At 70.5% G+C, this 17,381-nt stretch carries 16 protein-coding genes and 2 pseudogenes; 7 read left to right on the top strand and 11 right to left on the bottom strand.

Going from position 1 to position 17,381, the window contains the following annotated elements:
- Positions 1-132 precede the first annotated feature (132 nt).
- Together BA175_RS24245 and BA175_RS24240 are read left to right on the top strand one after the other, a co-directional pair.
- Complete coding sequence (locus tag BA175_RS24245; RefSeq protein WP_069173593.1) at positions 133-621, top strand: MarR family winged helix-turn-helix transcriptional regulator; 489 nt, start codon at positions 133-135, stop codon at positions 619-621.
- Positions 618-1,919, top strand: a complete 1,302-nt coding sequence (locus tag BA175_RS24240; RefSeq protein WP_069173592.1) for an MFS transporter — start codon at positions 618-620, stop codon at positions 1,917-1,919. Before BA175_RS24245 ends, BA175_RS24240 begins: the two co-directional genes overlap by 4 nt.
- Before the next feature lie 189 nt (positions 1,920-2,108).
- On the opposite strand, the gene BA175_RS31950 is transcribed toward BA175_RS24240, so the two are convergent.
- The 3 genes from BA175_RS31950 to BA175_RS24225 all read right to left on the bottom strand — a co-directional run bounded on the left by BA175_RS31950 (position 2,109) and on the right by BA175_RS24225 (position 3,295).
- Positions 2,109-2,363: a response regulator transcription factor gene (locus tag BA175_RS31950; RefSeq protein WP_438947371.1), complete on the bottom strand. Its 255-nt coding sequence runs from the start codon at positions 2,361-2,363 to the stop codon at positions 2,109-2,111.
- Positions 2,364-2,660: 297 nt separating this feature from the next.
- A complete protein-coding gene (locus BA175_RS24230) occupies positions 2,661-3,029 on the bottom strand; it encodes a hypothetical protein (RefSeq protein WP_069173746.1) in 369 nt (122 codons plus the stop codon).
- 8 nt (positions 3,030-3,037) lie between these two features.
- Positions 3,038-3,295: a hypothetical protein gene (locus BA175_RS24225; protein ID WP_069173747.1), complete on the bottom strand. Its 258-nt coding sequence runs from the start codon at positions 3,293-3,295 to the stop codon at positions 3,038-3,040.
- Between the two features lie 1,293 nt (positions 3,296-4,588).
- Between BA175_RS24225 and BA175_RS24220 the strand changes: the two genes are divergently transcribed.
- Positions 4,589-7,357, top strand: coding sequence for a cation-translocating P-type ATPase (locus tag BA175_RS24220; RefSeq protein WP_217493230.1), 2,769 nt, complete (start codon positions 4,589-4,591; stop codon positions 7,355-7,357).
- Between the two features lie 266 nt (positions 7,358-7,623).
- Here the strand turns inward: BA175_RS24220 and BA175_RS24215 are convergent, their stop codons facing one another.
- The gene (locus BA175_RS24215; protein ID WP_079159761.1) at positions 7,624-8,679 is read right to left on the bottom strand and encodes a lysylphosphatidylglycerol synthase transmembrane domain-containing protein; all 1,056 of its coding nucleotides are present in this window, start codon (positions 8,677-8,679) and stop codon (positions 7,624-7,626) included.
- Positions 8,680-9,337: 658 nt separating this feature from the next.
- On the bottom strand, positions 9,338-10,180 hold the full coding sequence (locus tag BA175_RS24205; RefSeq protein WP_069173589.1) for a helix-turn-helix transcriptional regulator: 843 nt from the start codon (positions 10,178-10,180) through the stop codon (positions 9,338-9,340).
- Between the two features lie 197 nt (positions 10,181-10,377).
- Between BA175_RS24205 and BA175_RS24200 the strand changes: the two genes are divergently transcribed.
- The gene (locus tag BA175_RS24200) at positions 10,378-10,620 is read left to right on the top strand and encodes an Atu4866 domain-containing protein (RefSeq protein ID WP_069173743.1); all 243 of its coding nucleotides are present in this window, start codon (positions 10,378-10,380) and stop codon (positions 10,618-10,620) included.
- A 521-nt stretch (positions 10,621-11,141) separates the two neighbouring features.
- Here the strand turns inward: BA175_RS24200 and BA175_RS24195 are convergent.
- On the bottom strand, positions 11,142-12,056 hold the full coding sequence (locus BA175_RS24195) for an alpha/beta hydrolase (RefSeq protein WP_069173588.1): 915 nt from the start codon (positions 12,054-12,056) through the stop codon (positions 11,142-11,144).
- 106 nt (positions 12,057-12,162) lie between these two features.
- Between BA175_RS24195 and BA175_RS24190 the strand changes: the two genes are divergently transcribed.
- The gene (locus BA175_RS24190) at positions 12,163-12,597 is read left to right on the top strand and encodes a MarR family winged helix-turn-helix transcriptional regulator (protein WP_069173587.1); all 435 of its coding nucleotides are present in this window, start codon (positions 12,163-12,165) and stop codon (positions 12,595-12,597) included.
- A 75-nt stretch (positions 12,598-12,672) separates the two neighbouring features.
- Here BA175_RS24190 and BA175_RS24185 read toward each other — a convergent pair.
- Positions 12,673-13,589: pseudogene (locus BA175_RS24185) on the bottom strand (helix-turn-helix domain-containing protein); the annotation flags it as partial.
- 83 nt (positions 13,590-13,672) lie between these two features.
- Positions 13,673-14,149 (bottom strand): MarR family winged helix-turn-helix transcriptional regulator, encoded by a 477-nt coding sequence (locus tag BA175_RS24180; protein ID WP_069173742.1) that lies wholly within the window; start codon positions 14,147-14,149, stop codon positions 13,673-13,675.
- 87 nt (positions 14,150-14,236) lie between these two features.
- Here BA175_RS24180 and BA175_RS24175 point away from each other — a divergent pair, with 87 nt between their 5' ends.
- Both BA175_RS24175 and BA175_RS32325 read left to right on the top strand, forming a co-directional pair.
- Positions 14,237-15,127, top strand: a complete 891-nt coding sequence (locus tag BA175_RS24175) for an alpha/beta fold hydrolase (RefSeq protein ID WP_069173586.1) — start codon at positions 14,237-14,239, stop codon at positions 15,125-15,127.
- A 224-nt stretch (positions 15,128-15,351) separates the two neighbouring features.
- Positions 15,352-15,513: pseudogene (locus BA175_RS32325) on the top strand (IS701 family transposase); the annotation flags it as partial.
- Positions 15,514-15,798: 285 nt separating this feature from the next.
- Here BA175_RS32325 and BA175_RS24170 read toward each other — a convergent pair.
- From BA175_RS24170 to tnpA, 3 genes are all read right to left on the bottom strand, one after another.
- Positions 15,799-16,224, bottom strand: coding sequence for a hypothetical protein (locus BA175_RS24170; RefSeq protein WP_069173585.1), 426 nt, complete (start codon positions 16,222-16,224; stop codon positions 15,799-15,801).
- 42 nt (positions 16,225-16,266) lie between these two features.
- Positions 16,267-16,509, bottom strand: a complete 243-nt coding sequence (locus BA175_RS24165) for a hypothetical protein (protein ID WP_069173584.1) — start codon at positions 16,507-16,509, stop codon at positions 16,267-16,269.
- Between the two features lie 367 nt (positions 16,510-16,876).
- Complete coding sequence (gene tnpA / locus BA175_RS24160) at positions 16,877-17,305, bottom strand: IS200/IS605 family transposase (RefSeq protein WP_079159760.1); 429 nt, start codon at positions 17,303-17,305, stop codon at positions 16,877-16,879.
- Positions 17,306-17,381: the final 76 nt, after the last annotated feature.

Raw genomic sequence — 17,381 nt, 5'->3', positions numbered from 1 at the left:
GAACGCATAACCGCGTGGCGTGCCCGGATGGGCGCGCAACGGGCCGGACCTCCCGTGCACGAGGTGAGGCCGGGGAGCGGCTCCTGGGCCCGATCACGGTCTCATTTGTACCAGCGCTGTTATATTAGCGCTGTGACATCTTCTGATCCCACCGCGCTACCCGATCCCTGGCACTCCCTGCACGAGCTTCTGGCAGGCATGGACGCCGAGATCGAGCAGGTCTACGTCGAGCGTGGCATCGAGGGGGTGCGGCCGCGGTTCGCCTATCCGCTGATCCGGCTCGCCCACACCGGGCCCCTGACCATTCGCGAGCTCGCGAAGTCCTTGGACCGCTCGCACTCCGCGATCAGCCAGACCGTCGCCGCCATGCGGAAGGAGGGCCTGGTCACCTCCGAGCCGGGGCCCGACGCCCGCACCCGGCGGATCGACCTGACCGAGCGGGGCCGGTCACTCGTGCCGTTCCTGGAGGCGGAGTGGCGCGCCACCCATGAGACGGTCGCCGAGCTGGACAGCGAGGTCCCGTACGCGATGACCAGGGTCGTCGAGGAGGTACGGCGGGCACTGGAACACCGTTCGATGCGGCAGCGGATCCTCCACCACCTCGCCGAGCCACCGCGATGAGGGGGCGGGTCCGGGCGCATTTCCTCGACACCCGTCCCCTGCGCAGCAGCCGGCCGTTCCGCGACCTGTGGATCGGCACCTCGGTCTCCCAACTCGGCGGGCAGACAACCACCGTGGCGGTGCTGGCCCAGGTCTGGGACCTGACCGGCAGTCCGGTGGGCACCGGTGCCATCGGGCTCGCCACCGGCCTGCCGATGGTGCTGTTCGGGCTGCTCGGCGGCACGTTGGCCGACACCGTCGACCGCCGTACGGTGGTACGGGCCACCACCGCAGGCCAGCTGCTGGCCGCCGCAGCGCTGTGGTACCAGGCCCAGGCGGACAACCGAGACGTGCTGCTGCTGCTCGCCCTGGTCGCCGTGGCGACGAGCTGCGGCGCTCTCGGCGCTCCTGCCCGGCGCACCCTCCCGGCCCGGCTGCTGCCGGGCGACCAGGTCGCGGCCGGTCTCGCGTTGACCAACGTCTCGTTCCAGGCAGCGATGCTGGCAGGTCCCGCAGTGGCCGGGCTGATCATCGCCCGCTGGGGTTTCCCTGCCGCGTACGCGACCCAGGCCGTGGCCGTGGCCGTCTCGATGCTCGCGGTGGTCCGCCTGCCTGCCGTGCGGCCCGAGGGCGCCGACGCCGCAGGCGGCAGGCGCCGTCCTGAGCGTGGCGGCCGGCGGATCGTCCTGCGCCGTCCGGCGCTGTGGGGCTCGATGGCCACCGACCTGTCCGCAACTCTGCTCGCCATGCCCGTCGCGCTCTTTCCGCTGGTCAACCAGAGCCGCTTCGGGGGAGATCCGCAGACCCTCGGCCTGTTCCTCTCGGCCGTCGCGGTCGGGGGGATCACGGCCGGCCTGCTCTCCGGTACGGTGACGCGCCGGCGCCGTAGTGGCCTGGTCCAGCTGTCCGCAGCCGGTGTCTGGGGCCTGGCGCTGGCCTGTTTCGGTCTGGCGGGACCGCTGTGGGCAGCACTCGGATGCCTGGCCGTAGCGGGCGCCGCCGACACCGTGTCCGTCGTCACCCGCAGTGCCCTGGTCCAGCTGGAGACCCCGGACGCGTATCGGGGACGGGTCTCGTCGGTGGAAAACGTCATCGGTGTCGCGGGCCCCGAACTCGGCAACTTCCGTGGTGGCCTGCTGGCGTCGGCGACCTCCGCCTCCTTCTCCCTGGTCTTCGGCGGACTGTCCGCCGTGCTGGCGATCGCCACCGTGGCCGCGGCCAACGCGCCCCTCCGCGCCTACCGCACACCGCCGGCTGCCGCGAAGCGGGCCGCCCCCGGGGTCACCGACACGGCGACGGCCGCTGGTCCGGTGCCCTGACCCCTGACCCCGATCGACGCCTCCGGCCGCGCCCCGTACGGCGCGACTCCGTCCGCCGTGAACTGCGGCGGGCAGTCTCTCCTGACCACGAGATGTCCGGCGTCAGGTCCTCAGGATCCGGTCTCCCGTGGGTCCGGCATCGGGCCTCGGGGGTCAAGGCCCTCAGGGCCCACGTACCGGCGGGCTTGTTCAGCCCGGGCCGGTCGCCCGCGGGGATCCGGCCAGGCCCGACTCGTAGGCCGCGATCACGGCCTGGGCCCGGTCACGCACGTCGAGTTTCTCGAAGATGCTGGTGATGTAGTTCTTCACCGTGGAGACGCTGATCTCCATGGCCCGCGCGATCTCCTTGTTGTCCGACCCGGTGGCCAGCAGATGCCAGACCTCCACCTCCCGCGGGGTGAGGCCGAAGGTGTTCTCGCCGGGCTGCCGACGGCCCGGAGGCACGACCCGGTCCTCATCCACCTGCACCAGGTCCGGGAGGCCGACCACCTGAAGCCCTGACGACCCCGCCCCACCGCACTCGGGCAAGCTGAGAGGTGAGACGCGGGAGCGCTCATCGCCCCGGCGGACGGCATGATCCGCCGGCCGTGACCACCGGCGGCGGGACGGCCGTCGGTGCCATCCGGCTTCACTCGCGGTCACCCACGTTCGCCCAGGGCGCTTCACGGCCCGGCCGACCAGGACGGTCCCGGCGGCGGTGACGCGGTCCTCGCAACGGGGCCGTGCTTTTCCGGCGCCTGCTCAGGACGTGAGATCCAGGACCCGGACCGGCTCGCCGGCCCACCGGCCCGGTGCAGTCGTCGCGATGACCGCTCCGTCCGGGCGGTCGGGTGTCGGCTGCGCCGCGTACTGGCTGTGGGCAGCCGCCCAGGTCTCCTGCCGCGCCACGGCCAGCGCCGCGGAGAGGTCCAGATCCAGGACGATGATGCCGGGCAGGGAAGCCAGGTGCTCCGCCGTACCGGGCCGCGCGCGGTCGGCTTCGACCAGCGCGCACGCCGGGACGTACAGGAACCAGCCCGGTTCCGCGTGAGCACGGTGGATGAGCCGGGAGGCGAGGACATTCCCCTGCCCGGCCGCGGCCATCGCCGTCTCGTCCAGGACGATGTGCATGGAGTCGCTCACCGGTCGGCCGCCTGCGCCAGGCGACGGTCCAGCTCAAGATCCAGGTCGTCCTGTTCCGCAGGAGTCGGGGCGTAGCCGCTCCACTCCTTCAAGGCCGCCAGAGCCTTCTCCGCTCGCTCGGCGCGCTCAGCCGGTGTCAGCAGCGTCTCCGCCAGCCGGGCCAGATAGGCGCGCAGCGACAGACCCTCCGCAGCCGCGATCGCGGCGAGGCGGTCCTTGGCCTCTTCGGGGATACGGACATTGGCATCAGACATCATCGGGCTCCTTCCCATTCCGTAAGGATACGGGTACGTACCCGTACCCCTCCCGGACGTGGCGGAGACGCTCGGTCTGATCCAGGGAAACGAGGCGCGGTGCTCCCGGTAAATGCGACGTACTCCCGTCCGGCCGATGGCTGATCTGCTCACAGAGGGTGTGACCGCCCAGGTGAGACGGGACTCCACCCGTGCCCTCTCGCCATCGGCTGCCAGATGCTGCTTCGCGCTACGGCGGCCCAGAGATCCATAGCGGTACCACCGCTGTGTCCCGTCGGGGGTGGTGACCGACACGAGGCGGTTCTCCGTGTCCCATGCGTAGCGCCGGACATCGGGCTTCCGGGGAAAGGCAGGTCCTCTGCCACAGGACCGGTGGGGGTACGACTGGGGGCTGTGTGGCCCTTGGTGGGATGCACGCCGCCGTGCGGACATGGGGTGGGTCCGGCCGAGAGGAGGTGAGCGTCATCGGGTGGGCGTTCGAATCATGGAGGGTCTGCTCCGTGCGGTCGCGCGAAAGGCCGAAGCGGGCTCGTGCCGGGTGTCCGCGGCGGCCGTCGGACCGGCCGGAGCTGTGGCCGGCGCGGCTGATCTGGATCTTCGCCGCGGTCGCCGTACCGATTACCGCTGCGTCAGCGGAGGGCGCTGCTCAGGGTCATTACGCCGGTGTGCGCAGTGCCCGGCGGGCCTCCCGCCACGGGGTCGCGGCGTGGTCGGCCGAGGGCGACGGCCGTGGCGGCGGGCGTTCGGCTGGTGTGAGGGTGCCGCTGGAGTGGCACGACGCCGGCGGGTACCGGAGGGCGTCGTGCAGGGGACCGCGGAGCTGCGGGGAGGGCGGGCAGGGTGCAGCTCCGGCTCGATGGCCGAGGCCGTGTCCGCTCGCCTCCCGTCCGCCCGGAGATCCCTCCCGCGGCCGGGACGGCCCGGTGCGCAGGTGCTGCTGGTACGGCTGCGGCGGCCTTCGCGGCCCGGAACCTCGTCCGCTCTTCCCGGCCGGCACCGGCTCGACGCGTGCGGACGCGAAGGGAGCGGGTGGGGCCTGACCGGACCGGCCGTGCGGCGTGGACCGTCTCACACGCTGTGACGACGTGCCCCATTTCGGCCACGGGGCGCGGACAGCCGGGTTGCGCCCTGTTCCGGCCCGGAGATGACCGGCGTGACTGGCCCCGTGCAGGGACCGCGCTCACGCCGGAAGTGGCTGATCCGCAGAGCAAGGTGGTGACGGAGATGCACTTCGGTACATCGACCCGGCGGGACTCATGTCAGGGCCCCGCCCTCATGACGGGGTGAGGGGCCGTGCCTGCAGAGTTCCGGGGAGAGGCAGAAGAACCGGTCCTGGACCGGCCGGATCCCGAGGAGCGGGCGGAGTTGCTGCTGCGTGATCTGCGCAGTACGCGGGAGGGGCTGGCCGCGCGGGAGGCGGCGCGGCGGCTGGTTCACTACGGGCCCAACACGCTGCAGCGGCGCGGTGGCCGGCGCTGGCCCGGGGAGTTGGCGCGGCAGTTCACGCATCCGCTGGCCCTGCTGCTGTGCGCTGCGGCGCTGCTGGCGTGGTGGGCGGGGATCGTCGCGGTGGCGCTGGCCATCGTCGTGGTGATCCTGGTCAATGCCGCGTTCGCGTTCGTGCAGGAGATGCAGGCGGAGCGGGCGGTGGAGGCGCTGGCGGCCTATCTGCCGGAGCGGGCCAAGGTGCTGCGGGACGGTCAGGAGCAGGTGGTCGAGGCGGTCGCGCTGGTTCCTGGTGACGTCCTGCTGCTGGAGGAGGGGGACCGGATCTCGGCGGACGCGCGGCTGATCTCGGGAGGGGTGGAGGTCGATCTGTCGTCGTTGACCGGCGAGTCGATGCCCGCTTACCGGTCGGCGGACCTGACGGATGCGCGCGTGCCGTTGCTGCAGGCCCGCGATCTGGTGTTCAGCGGGACCACGTGCACGGAAGGAGAGGGGCGGGCACTGGTCTTCGCCACCGGCATGCACACCGAGCTGGGCCGGATCGCCGCCCTGTCCGAGCGGGTCGAACGCGAGGTCGGCCCGCTGGAGAGCCAGGTGCGGCGGGTGGCGTGGCTGATCGCGCTGATCGCGGTGGTGATGGGCCTGGCGTTCCTCCCGCTGGCGGTGTTCGGGGCGAACCTGTCGTTCCACGACGCGGTGGTGTTCGCAGTCGGCCTGCTGGTGGGCAACGTTCCCGAGGGCCTGCTGCCGGTGATCACCCTGGCGCTGGCGCTGGGCGTGCGCGAGCTGGTGAGGCAGGGTGCCGTCGTCAAACGGCTCAGCGCCGTGGAGACGCTGGGGTCGGCGGACGTGATCTGCACCGACAAGACGGGGACCCTGACGGAGAACCGCATGCACGTCACCCAGGTCTGGACCGCCGCCGGGGGCCGGCCGATCCCCGACACCGCCGTCCCACACGACGCCGAGCTCGGCGATCGGGCACTGGGCGCACTCGCGGCGGTCATGACCCGGTGCAACAACGCGCAGCCCGAAACAGCCGACGGGCCCCTCGGCGACCCCACCGAGCTCGCCCTCCTGGAAGCCGCCACCGCTCTGGGGCACGGTCTGAGCGCCGCGGACCGGAAGCACGGCCGCCGCCGGCAGTTCCACTTCGACCCGGTGCTCAAGCTGATGTCCACCGTGGACGAGCGCGACCATTCGGTGTGGGCCGACACCAAAGGCGCGCCCGAGGCAGTGGTACCCCGGTGCACGCGCGTCCTGCACGCCGACGGCAGCACCCAGCCACTCGACGACGAGACCCGCCACCAGGTGGAAGAACAAGTGGACGCCCTTGCCCGCCAGGGCCTGCGGGTCCTGGCCCTGGCCGAACGCCGCCTGGACCCCTCCGCCCTGCCCGACAGCCGCGCCGCCACCGAAGCGAACCTGACCCTGATCGGGCTGGCTGCCATGGCCGACCCACCACGCCCCGAGGTGGCCGAGGCTGTCGCACACTGCCACGACGCCGGCATACGCGTCATCGTCGTGACCGGCGACCACGCCCTGACCGCCGCCGCGATCGCCCACCAGGTCGGCATCGGCGGCGAACACCCGACCGTGGTTGCCGCTCAAGAACTCGACCAGATGCGCGAGGCCGACCTGGACGAGCTGCTACGCCACGGCGACGAGCTGATCTTCGCCCGCAGCTCACCGGAGGCCAAACTGCGCATCGCCGACGCGCTGCGGGCCGAGGGCCACGTCGTCGCCATGACCGGTGACGGGGTCAACGACGCCCCCGCCCTGCGACGCGCCGACATCGGCGTGGCGATGGGACGCTCAGGCACCGACGTGGCGCGCGAAGCGGCCACCATGGTCCTCACCGACGACAACTTCGCCACCATCGTCACGGCCGTACGGGCCGGAAGACGGATCTACGACAACATCCGCAAGTTCATCTGCTACATCTTCGCCCACACCACCCCCGAGGTCACACCGTTCCTGGTGTTCGCCTTGGCCGGCGGCGCCATCCCGCTCCCTCTGACCGTGATGCAGCTGCTGGCCTTCGACGTCGGCACCGAAACCCTGCCCGCCCTCGCCCTGGGCCGGGAACGGGCTGAACCCGGCCTCATGGGCCGTCCGCCCCGCCCCCGCTCCGAAAGCGTCATCCGCGGCCCCATGCTGCTGCGCGCCTGGCTCTTCCTCGGCGTCATCTGCGCCGCCCTGCAGATGGCGGGATTCTTCGCCGTCCTCATCCACGCCGGCTGGCACCCCGGCGACCCCACCGGTCCCGGCGGCCCGCTCCACCACGCCTACCAGCAAGCGACCACCATGACCTTCCTCGGCATGATCGCCGGGCAGGTCGGCACAGCCTTCGCCGCCCGAACCGACCGCGCCTCCCTACGCTCCATCGGCGTCTTCACCAACCCTCTCCTGCTGTGGGGGATCGCCTTCGAGATCGCCCTGGCCGCCCTGTTCATCTACGCCCCACCCTTCCAGGACATCCTGGGCACCGCCGCTCTCACTCCCGGCATGATCGCGTTTGTCCTTCCGTTCCCCTTCCTGGTATGGGGAGCCGACGAACTACGCCGCTGGCTCATCCGACGGCGCACAACGGCATCGACCACCGGACCTCACGGCTGATAGAGGCCGGGCAGCCCCGGGCGCAGGCCGGCGCCGGGTCGATCTGTGCTGAGAACACGACAGGGCAGGTCGCCGGCGCGGCGCCCGGAGTCCGGGGCGCCGGAGGACGTCACCGCCGGCGTAAGGGCCGCGGCGCGGGAGGCCGGCCCGCCCGGGGCGGTGGCCCCGACGTCCTGGACGACGATCCGGCGAGGATGCCACGGTCTCCCTGCGAGCCCCAGGCTTACGTCCTCCGAAGTACCCGGGCGGCCGTGCGCCCTGCTGCACTACCGATGCCTGCCGTGGAGGGACATGACGGCGTAGCAGCACCAGCCGATCGGCTGGACGGCCCAGTAACTGACGACCCGGTACAGCAGCGCGGCGGCGAGCGCCTGGCTCGGCGGCACGCCGTAAGCGGACAGCAGCGCGGCCAGGCCCGCTTCGACCACACCGATGTTGCCGGGTGTCAGCCGCAGGGTCGCCGGAATCTGGGTGAGCACGTACGCGCCGAGCACTCCGGGCCAGGGGACGGCAATGTGCAGAGCGCGCATGCACAGGACCAGGCATGCCAGATCGAGGACCCAGTTGAGGAGGGCCTGGACGGCAGGCGAGATCCAGGGGCGCAGTCCCGGCTTGAGGTGCCATGCCTGCTCGGCGACCCTGCCCGCCGCGGCACCGAGGTCGCGCGCCCAGGTGGAATGCCGGGATGCCTTGGCCCAGAGTTTGTGCAGATACCTTCGTACGGTCTTCGACCGCCGGACCAGGACGGCACCGGCGCCTGCCGCCGCCAGCGCTGCCAGCACGACGGACATCGTCCAGACGCCCACGGTCCGGGCGGACGGCCCCGAGACGACGAGTGCCACGGTCATGAGGGTGCCGAGGCCCAGGGCGGACAGGGCACCGGCGACGGCAAGAACGGCCGCCGCGAGCTCGGGGCCGATCGCACGGCGGCACAACTGGCGGTAGGCCCAGGCGGTGGCCAGTACCGCCCCGCCGGGCAGGGCTCCGGCGACCGCGTTCGCGCCCAGGGTCAGCGCCGCCGCACGGCGCAAGGCCCAACCGCCTCCGCCGGCGTTCACGAGCCACTGCCACACCCCGGCGAAGAACAGGAGCGACGCCCCCTCGCACACGGCACTGGCGGCCAGCATCAGTGGATCGACATCGGCGACCAGCCGTACCGCGCCGGCGACCTCACTCCTGCGCACCACCGCCGCTGCGGCCAGGGCGACCAGGACAGCGCCGGAGAAGATCCACCAAGCGCGACGCGACCATCGGTGTGAGTCGTCGACTCGGCCCGGCGGGACGGACCCGGCGAGCCGGTGTCTCTTTCTGCGACCAACCACGGTGTCGAAACACTCCCTGAAACTCCCCGTCGGCGACGGGACCTCCCACGCCCTGCCCCGGAGTGCCGGTCAGCGGCTGTGTCCTGCCCGGCCGTCCGGTGGGGCCATTGCGGCGGGCTCGACCGCCGGTCGCGGGGCACGGACGAGGTCCGCACCGGTGACCATGCCGACGACGTGATGATGGTCAACGACCGGGAGGGGCCCTGCGGGAGACAGGGCGGCGCGCTCCAGGACTTCGGTGATCACCTCATCCGGATGGGCCAGTACACGGCGCTCCAACGGCGCAGCGACCTCCCGGACCGGAAGGGCAGGTACTCCGACGCGACCAGAAGGACAACCGGAGCCGCGACGCCGTCAGAGGCCCCGCTTCGGCCCTGGGCGGCTTTGCGGCGACGGTCGGTAGGAGCGGCTGTCCCGGGGCACGGCACGCGGAGCGTCGGGGGCCATCCCCGCGGGCACGGGAAGCACGCCGCGCCGGACGCGGACACGGTGCTGGCGCTGGGACCATCCTCGCAGGCGCGGGGAGCACTCTTCTGAACTGCGAGCTCGTCACTCGGAACAGCCGTCGTCGGACCGTCGCCGCCACCTCCCCGCACGCGCGGTGCGGCCGTCGCCCTCTACCGCTGCACCATGAGTAACCGCTGCTCCGGCACCAGGGTCACTCCTCCGAGGCGCGCTCCCGGTGGTGCGTGGCGTGGAGACTGCCGAGCAGCGAGAGCGCCTGGGCGCTGGAGCTTCCCGGTGCGGCGTGGTAGACCACCAGCTGCTGGCCCGGCGCACCGCGGACGTCGAAGGTCTGGTAGGTCAGTTCGAGGTGTCCGACGTCCGGATGGAGAAGATCCTTCCTGTCACGTGACTTCTCGTGGACGGTGTGCGAGGACCACAGGGCGGCGAACTCCTCGCTCTCCTCGGTCAGAGATGCGACGAGGTCATGCAGGCGTGCATAGTGCGGGTCGAGACCCGTGGCGTGGCGCAGCCCGGCGACGACCGCCTTCGCCGCCCGCTCCCACTGGGCGAAGAAGCTTCGGGCGGCGGGGTCGAGAAAGGTCATGCGGGCCATGTTGTCCATGGTCTCGAACGGGGAGAACAGCGCGTCGGCCAGCGCGTTCGAGGCCAGGAAGTCGTTGGCCGGGTTCAGGACGAACGCCGCAGCGTGCGGATGACCGTCCAGCAGCTGCCGCAACGCGGTGCTCACCACCTCTCTCGGCCGGGGCCGCGAACCTTCCGGTGCGGTGCCTGCCAGGCGGAACATGTGCTCGCGTGCTGCGGCGTCCATCAGCAGCGCGTTGCTGATCGCTTCGAGGATCTGCGGGGACGGGCTGCGCTCACGTCCCTGTTCGAGGCGGGCGTAGTAGTCACTGTTCATGCCCGCCAGGACGGCGACCTCCTCCCGTCGCAGCCCCGCCACCCGCCGGGTGCCGTACGAGGCGAGCCCGACGTCGTCGGGGCGCAGGCGGGCACGGTGGGCACGCAGGAAATCTCCGAGATCGTTGCTGGTCACCCTTGCAGGCTACGCCGCGCCCGGGCCCGCTTCCTGGGTGCGCCGTACCCCGGCACGACTCGTCCTGGCTCCCTTCTCCCGGGCCGAACAGGCTGGTGGCCACACCCTTGATCGAGAAGGAGCGCATCGTGAGGAACCAGTCAGGCCCGCCGCAGGGAGCTGTCGGGCGAAGGCCCGGTGACGTGGACGTGGTCGGGATGTGGGTGACCGCGGACGGGCACATCCGCCAGGAACTGCGTGCCGACGGCCGGTACGACGAAGCGCGCGGCACCCGCTCCAGCGCCTACACCGGCCGCTACACGGTCACCGGCAACCACCTCGACTACGTCGACGACACCGGTTTCACCGCCACCGGCGACATCCGCGACGGTGTGCTCTTCCACGAGCACCTCGTCCTGTACAAGGAGGACCTCCCCCGAGAGGGGAAAACGGGTGGGTAGACGCCCACCCGGTACGGAACCGCAGGTGAGATCGGTGCCAGGACAGCAGAGAGCCCTCATGCGGTGCTCGCCTCCGGGCGGGACGGCCGTGGTGGGGCCCCGTCCGGTTCGGCAGCCGTTCTGCGTTCCTACCGCATGACCCTGACAGCTCTCAGCGCGCAACGCCTGACACTCTCGCCGCAGTCGGCATCTGCGTGCTGGGCGAGCCCCGGGCCGCGTGTTGTCCGCGGACAACGTGCCCCTGGCCATCTCGCAAGGACCTGGACAAGACCACCAGGACGGTCCGAACGCAGGGAGCGCGCCCGCATCCGCAACGGGAAAGGGACCCGCGGGGGCAGAGGCCCCCTCGCCGCCGCGGTCTGCACGATCCAACGAAGCCACGCGGTCACAGCACTGGACAGGCCGCCGACCAGGACAGGAGAAACGTGGCCCGTTGCCGGAAGGGTCTGTGCCGGCGGCCGACCACGACCCTCGGCTGACCGTTAGTGCTGTGACCGCATAGGTTCACCGGTTCGTATGCCTTACAGGTTGTTCGCATAGAAGCTGACGAGTCGTTCGACGGCAGCGTCGACGTATTCGGGTTCGTCGTACATCTCGTAGTGGCCGGCGCCGTCGATCACCATGAGGTCGACGGGGTTGGGGGCCAGCTTCCACAGCTGCATGCCGGTGTCGTAGGAGCCGGTGTTGCCGATGCGTCCGGCGAGGATGACCTGGAGTGGCTGGGTCATGAGCTGATCGGCCAGGTGGAACGCGTCGTAGCCCAGCAGGTGGGAGTCGCTGCGCAGGAGGCGCCGGTTCGTGGAGTGTTCGTTACCGCCGCGCTCGGTGCGGTAGTAGGTGACGGCCTGAGTGGTGTCGATGTCGGTCAGGCCCGCTGCCGCGGCGTCCTCGAGGGTGTCGGGCAGCCAGTTCACGCGGGTCATCTCGCCGGAGCGGGCCTCTTCGGTACGTGCGTCCGCGAGGGCGTCGAGTGCTGCGGCCGGACCGTCGGGGGAGAAGCTGCGGAACGCGACGCCGATGTTGACGGGGACGACCGTACCGACCGCCTTGATGCGGTGGTCCGTGCGGGCGGTGTGAACGGCGTAGCCGCCACCGGCGCAGATGCCGAGGACGCCGATGCGCTGCGGGTCGATGCCGGAGGTCGTGGTGAGCGCGTCGATGGCGTAGGAGATGTCCTCGCCTCGGCGGTAGGGGTCTTCGAGGTCGCGGGGCTCGCCCTCGCTCTGGCCCTGATGGGCGGGGTCGAGGACGAGCGCCGCGATGCCGCGGGCGGCGAGACGGGAGGCGTAGTTGGCGCCGATCTGCTCCTTCACGCTGCTGCCCGGGGTGGCGAGCACCACGGCGCGCAGCGGTGCGCTGCTGTCGGCATTGTCGGGCAGGTGGAGGTCCGCGGCGAGGTTGACGGGACCGCGCGGGATCGTGAGGTGCTGAAGCATGCCTGGCTTCCTTCGTGAGAGTGTTGTTCCATAGGAGTCCAGTACAAAACAACATCTTGTACGATACAAAACTAATACGAAACTGTATCACCTGGGTGGAGGGTCGATGTCAGTCGACGGGGCGCAGCTGTGGACGCTGAACCAGCGGCTGCTGGGTGTGGTGATGGATGCCTGCACGGGGGAGCTGGCCGAGCTCGGGTTGGAGACGAAGGAGTTTTTCGTCCTGGCCGAGGTGAAGGCATCGCCGTACCCGGCTGAGATCGCGACTGCGCTGCTGCTGCCCAAGGCGAGCGTGACGGTCTACGTCCGCAACCTCGTCGCCAAGGGCTTTGTCCGTCGCGAGATCGACGAGGCGGACTTGCGGCGTCATCGGCTCGTGCTGACCGCTGAGGGCATGCAAGCACGCGATCGAGCACTTGCAGCTCTCGCGGCGGAGTACGACCGCAGGTTGGCGCGGGTCACCCCCCAGGACCGCGTTGAGCTGCAACGCATCCTTGAAGCGATGCTCGCCTCACCCGCGTCAGGCCGTATGCGCGAGTGATTCGTCTGTCCGGTGCTCTGCTGCACGTTCGGGCCGCGACCGCATGGATTCGTCAGATCCTTCAGGTTGCGACAGCAAGGGACGTCCGCCCCAGCGGATGCCCTTCTCGCTTCGGAAGCGGGCACGTTCGCGACGCTGCGCCGCGAGGATGTCGGGGTGGCGGGTGGTGGTGTTTCGCCAGCGCAGGCAGGCGCGCAGGGCCCGGGTTTGCACGCTGTGGTTGCGGTGGTTGGAGTTGGCGATCGTGAACTGCCGCAGTGGCCATCGGGGCACCGTCCGGGCGCGAGGCCCGGATCGACCTCAGTGCGGCCAGGGTGTTCACCGCACCCTTCTTACGGCGGTTGACGCCCCACAGCCGGTCGTCGCCGACGGAATGGCAGCCGTGGAAGTACCGCACCCCGTGGGTGCGGTGGTAGGTCGCGGGATGGCGCTCGGGGTGACCGGCGGGAGCCCAGCCGACCCCGGCGGTGGGGCGGATGCCGAGCGGCCCGAACTCCTCGGACGCGAACACGCGGTCCGTGAAGCGTTCCAGCACCTCCTCGATGCGGTCCAGCTTGGCGTCACACTCGGGATCGGGCGACTCCTTCCAGGTTTTGGTGCGCTGGAAGGTGATGCCGCGGCGGGCGAGCAGGCACCGTAATGCCTCGCGGCCGATCCGGACAGGGCCGGCCGAACTTGGTCGGGCGGGTGGCGGCCGTCTGGACGACGAAATCCTCGTCGTCAGGACTGAGCAGGCGGGGACGGCCTCCCGCCCAGCGAGGGTCCAGGCAGGCCAGGCCGATCGCGTTGAACCGGTGAATCCCGTCGCGGACGGTGTCCTCGTCAGCCTGAACCAGCTTCGCGATCACCGGGACCCGGTTTCCGCCGGCCGAGGCCAACAGCATCATCGCGCACCGGTATCGCACCGAGCGGGTGCTGCCCCGGCGCACGATCTGCTGCAGCTTCTGCCCCTCCTGGTCGGTCAACCTGCACACACGGACAGGCTGAGCCACCACACCCCCAACGGTTGGGTCGGACGTCTCCGGACATCCAACCGCTGGAACCGCCGACCCGGCGAACCTTCCCGGTCAGAGCACTAACGCAGTTCCTGTCCCGCCGCCCAGCCCGGAGCGTCGAGGTTGATGGGCGAGTCGCCGACGAATTGGGCGAGCTGCGTTTCCAGCTCGGCAAGTTCGGCGGCGCCCAGACGCACTTCCCAGCGGGCCCGCACCTCGTCGAAGATCGCCGTGCTCTCGGTGATCAGCCCGATCCCGTGATCGGTGATCCAGATGTTCTTGCGGCGGATGTCGGCGGGGTCGGTCTCGGTGGTGACGTACCCGCGTTCGACGAGCGCGGCGATCGTCTTCGCCGCGGCCTGCTTGGTGATGGCGAGTCTGCGGGCCAAGTCCGAGGCACTCTCGGCGCCGGCTCGGATGGCCCGGATCGCGTACTCGTGCGACGGCCGGGCGTCGGGGTATCCCCGGGTCGCCAGCTCCCGGACCACTTCGTCCACCAGATTGCGATAGCTGCCCAGGAGCAGCAGGGCGAGATCGGCGCCGGATCGTGAGGACATGACCACAGTCTAGATCTCTCCTTGACTTGGACAACCAGGTTGACCAACACTGCAGTCAACCTGGTTGTCTATTTTGGGAGTCATCGCATGACCAGCTCTTTCGTGACCGCCTCACCGGCCGTGGCGGGCGTCACGCACCACACCGCCGAGGTCAACGGCACCACGTTGCATTACGTCTCGGCGGGCGACACCGGCTCCCCGATCCTGTTGGTGCACGGGTGGCCGGAGTCCTGGTGGGCCTTCCGCGACGTCATCCCGCTGCTCGCCGCCACCCACCGGGTGTTCGCCGTCGACCTGCGCGGCTTCGGCGACTCCGGCACCGCCGACGGCGACCACGACGTGGCCACCATGGCGGAGGACCTGCACCTGCTGGTCGCCCACCTCGGCGTCGGACCCGTGCACGTGACCTGTCAGGACATCAGCGGCGGGCCGGTCTTCGCGTTCGCGGCCACGCACCCCGGCGACGTCCTCAGCTTCACCGGCGTCGAGACCACTCTTCCGGGGTACGGCTGGGAGATGCTGGCCGACGTGAGGAACGGCGGCTCCTGGCACGTGGGATTCCTGGCCGCCCCGGGAATTCCGGAGCTGATCCTGGCCGGACGCGAGCGAGTGATGCTCGACTGGGCCGTCTCGGTGATGACGATGGTGCCGGGCGGGGTCACCGAGGCCGACCTCGACGAGTTCGCCCGCACCTACGCGCGGCCGGGCGGCTGGCGCGGCACCGAGGGGCTCTACCGTTCCTCTCTGACCGGCGGCGACCGAATGCGGGCACTGGCCGAGTCGCGGCCGCTGACCGTTCCCGTGCTCGCCGTCGACGGCATCAACGCCCCCTTCACCGAGCGGACGATGCGCCAGGTCGCCGGCGACGTCACCGCGGTCACGATCCCGGACGTCGGGCATTTCGTCGCACAGGAGGCGCCCGCCGCCTTCGCCACCGCGGTCGGCGACTTCGTCGACCGCGCCGACCGGAGCCGCTGAACGGCCGAGTCCCTGCACTGCCACCCTCCAGCCCCCTCCGGCCTGCCGCTGACGCGTCCTCGAGCCGGGGCAGCGCCGTTGCCTCCCGAATTCGTGCTGCCGAGGCGGTTTTTCCAGGGATCGTCGCCACACGTGGCCGGTTCGATCAGGCCGCGATCAGTTCATGCAGGCGCTCGGCTGAGGTTTCCCAGCCGAGCGTTGTGCGTGGGCGGCTGTCGAGCTGCATCGCACACGACTACCGCGAGATGAAACAGGCCCTGGACTAGCCCACTTCGAAGGCCGCACCTTCACCGGCTGGCACCAGCGCGTCACCCTCGACTCCGGCCGCCCACACCTTGCACCCTGCAACGACTGGCCCGTCACCAAGAGACGCGGCGCCGGCCTGAGCCTCTACCAAGCCGTCCGCGAGCTCCAGACACTCCTCGCCACCTGGACCGGCGCCTGCCCCACCTGTCCCACCTGCCACCGCGACATACCCACACCCCCTACAAACCCGACGAAGCCCTACCAAGGGCTGTCCCGCAATTCCCGGCGGGCGCACGACGACAGCTGCGGCACCTCGCCGCGTTGTCGGAACGTGCCCCTCCATCCCGTATGCGGACGTCCCTCCGCCGTGCGATGCCCCGCATCCGACGCCGCACGCCGATCCACCGGGAAGTGCGGGACAGCCCTCAGAGCTGGCCGCGAACCCATTCCGGGTCGGGATTGACATGGGGTCGGCCTGCGACCATGACCGTGGGCACGGTCTCGTCGCCGTCGTTGGCCGCCCGCACCACCGCCGCTCCTGTGGGGTCGCGCCAGATGTCGACCCAGTGAAGCCGGCGGGCATCACGGCCCAGCCGGAGGCGCAGCCGCAGGCAGTACGTGCAGCCCGATCGCCAGAAGACGATCGGACGGCCGTCGGCGGCGCTGCGGCGCTCTGCCTCCTGTGCGTCGACCGGCTTCGGGAAGACCAGGGGCGACAGTATCCCCGCCAACAGGAGGAACAGCGGGAGGGATATCAGGGCTTCGCCGGGTTCCCCCCTGAGGAACTGCCCCGCCGCGACGACCGCCCCACACAGCACCAGCAGTATCGGCAGCTTCCACGCGCGCGTCATGACGACGCAGGATACGGGATACCGATGGGTCGATCGACGACGTCACCGGTCGGGCGTATTCCGGCTGCCCCATGGCGTTCTGGACCTGCGGGCCGCCAAGGCCGCCCGGAGGACGCCGTCCCGTTCGGCACGGCGGGCGACGGCCGCGGCGACGCCGGCCGAGGAGATCCGCAGGCTCTCCACCTGCGGCAGCATCGAGGCGTCGGGTCCGGAGAGCTCCGCCAGGTCGTCCACCGCCTCGGCTGGGGCCGGCATCGCCAGGCCGTGCCTGTTGTCCGCGGACAACAGAATTCCGCCTCCCCGGCTGAAACCTCGATCACAGCGGCATGATCCCGACGGAGGGACAGGACATCACGGCTTCGAGGGAGCGGCCGTTCGTCCCCAGCCGTCGAGTCGGCCGATCCGGCCACCCGCGCACCCGCGTGAGCAGCCGGTCTTCTGGTGGCCCCTCCTCACCGCGGTCTGGCCGTGCCGGAGCGCGCTTCGAGCGCGGTCATCCCGTCGAGCGCTGAGAAACAGGCAGCAGCCCGTACGACCGCAATCGATCTACCTCTGATCTTGGCCAGTGCTCTGTCCTTCAGGGCGGGGGTGAAGGCCGTCCTTGGTCCGGAGGCGCGGAGCGCCGGAGTGTTCTGCGTTTCCGGGGTGACGGTCAGAGGGGACGTTGCTGGTTTTCGATGTACTGCTTGACGACGGTCAGGGGTGCCCCGCCGCATGATCCTGCGAAGTAGGAGCCGGACCAGAAGTGTCCGCCCCACAGGTACTGGCGGACGTGGCTGTCGTACTCCTGGCGGAGTCTGCGGGAGCTGACGCCTTTGAGGGAGTTGACCAGCTTGGAGAGCTGGACCTTGGGCGGGTAGTGCACGAGCAGGTGGACGTGGTCCTGTTCGCCGTTGAACTGTTTCAGCTCGGCCTCGAAGTCGTCGCAGACGTCCCGCATGATCTCTTCGGTGCGGGTCAGCATGGCGTCGGTGAACGCCTTCCGCCGGTACTTCGTAACAAAAACCAAGTGAACGTGCAGGTTGTAGACCACATGGCGACCGGTTCTGACGTCAGGATTCGGGTTCCAGCGCGGTGACATAAACCAATGCCAGCCTCCCGGTTGTGAGTCAAGACCACCTGGTGAGACGGCAGTTCGGGCACCGTGCCCGCCTTGC

It is taken from the genome of Streptomyces griseus (genome assembly GCF_001715295.1).
GTDB lineage: Bacteria > Actinomycetota > Actinomycetes > Streptomycetales > Streptomycetaceae > Streptomyces > Streptomyces griseus_G.
The sequence above is the reverse complement of the archived record's forward strand: the minus strand, read 5'-3'. Positions and strand labels throughout refer to the sequence as shown.

Bases quoted from the DNA above. Each gene is read 5' to 3' on its own strand.
- BA175_RS24225 (WP_069173747.1), bottom strand. From the start codon at position 3,295: ATGTCTGATGCCAATGTCCGTATCCCCGAAGAGGCCAAGGACCGCCTC.
- BA175_RS24200 (WP_069173743.1), top strand. From the start codon at position 10,378: ATGTGGGTGACCGCGGACGGGCACATCCGCCAGGAACTGCGTGCCGAC.
- BA175_RS24240 (WP_069173592.1), top strand. From the start codon at position 618: ATGAGGGGGCGGGTCCGGGCGCATTTCCTCGACACCCGTCCCCTGCGC.
- BA175_RS24180 (WP_069173742.1), bottom strand. From the start codon at position 14,149: ATGTCCTCACGATCCGGCGCCGATCTCGCCCTGCTGCTCCTGGGCAGC.
- BA175_RS24170 (WP_069173585.1), bottom strand. From the start codon at position 16,224: ATGACGCGCGCGTGGAAGCTGCCGATACTGCTGGTGCTGTGTGGGGCG.
- BA175_RS24195 (WP_069173588.1), bottom strand. From the start codon at position 12,056: ATGCTTCAGCACCTCACGATCCCGCGCGGTCCCGTCAACCTCGCCGCG.
- tnpA (WP_079159760.1), bottom strand. From the start codon at position 17,305: ATGTCACCGCGCTGGAACCCGAATCCTGACGTCAGAACCGGTCGCCAT.
- BA175_RS24190 (WP_069173587.1), top strand. From the start codon at position 12,163: ATGTCAGTCGACGGGGCGCAGCTGTGGACGCTGAACCAGCGGCTGCTG.
- BA175_RS24175 (WP_069173586.1), top strand. From the start codon at position 14,237: ATGACCAGCTCTTTCGTGACCGCCTCACCGGCCGTGGCGGGCGTCACG.
- BA175_RS24230 (WP_069173746.1), bottom strand. From the start codon at position 3,029: ATGCACATCGTCCTGGACGAGACGGCGATGGCCGCGGCCGGGCAGGGG.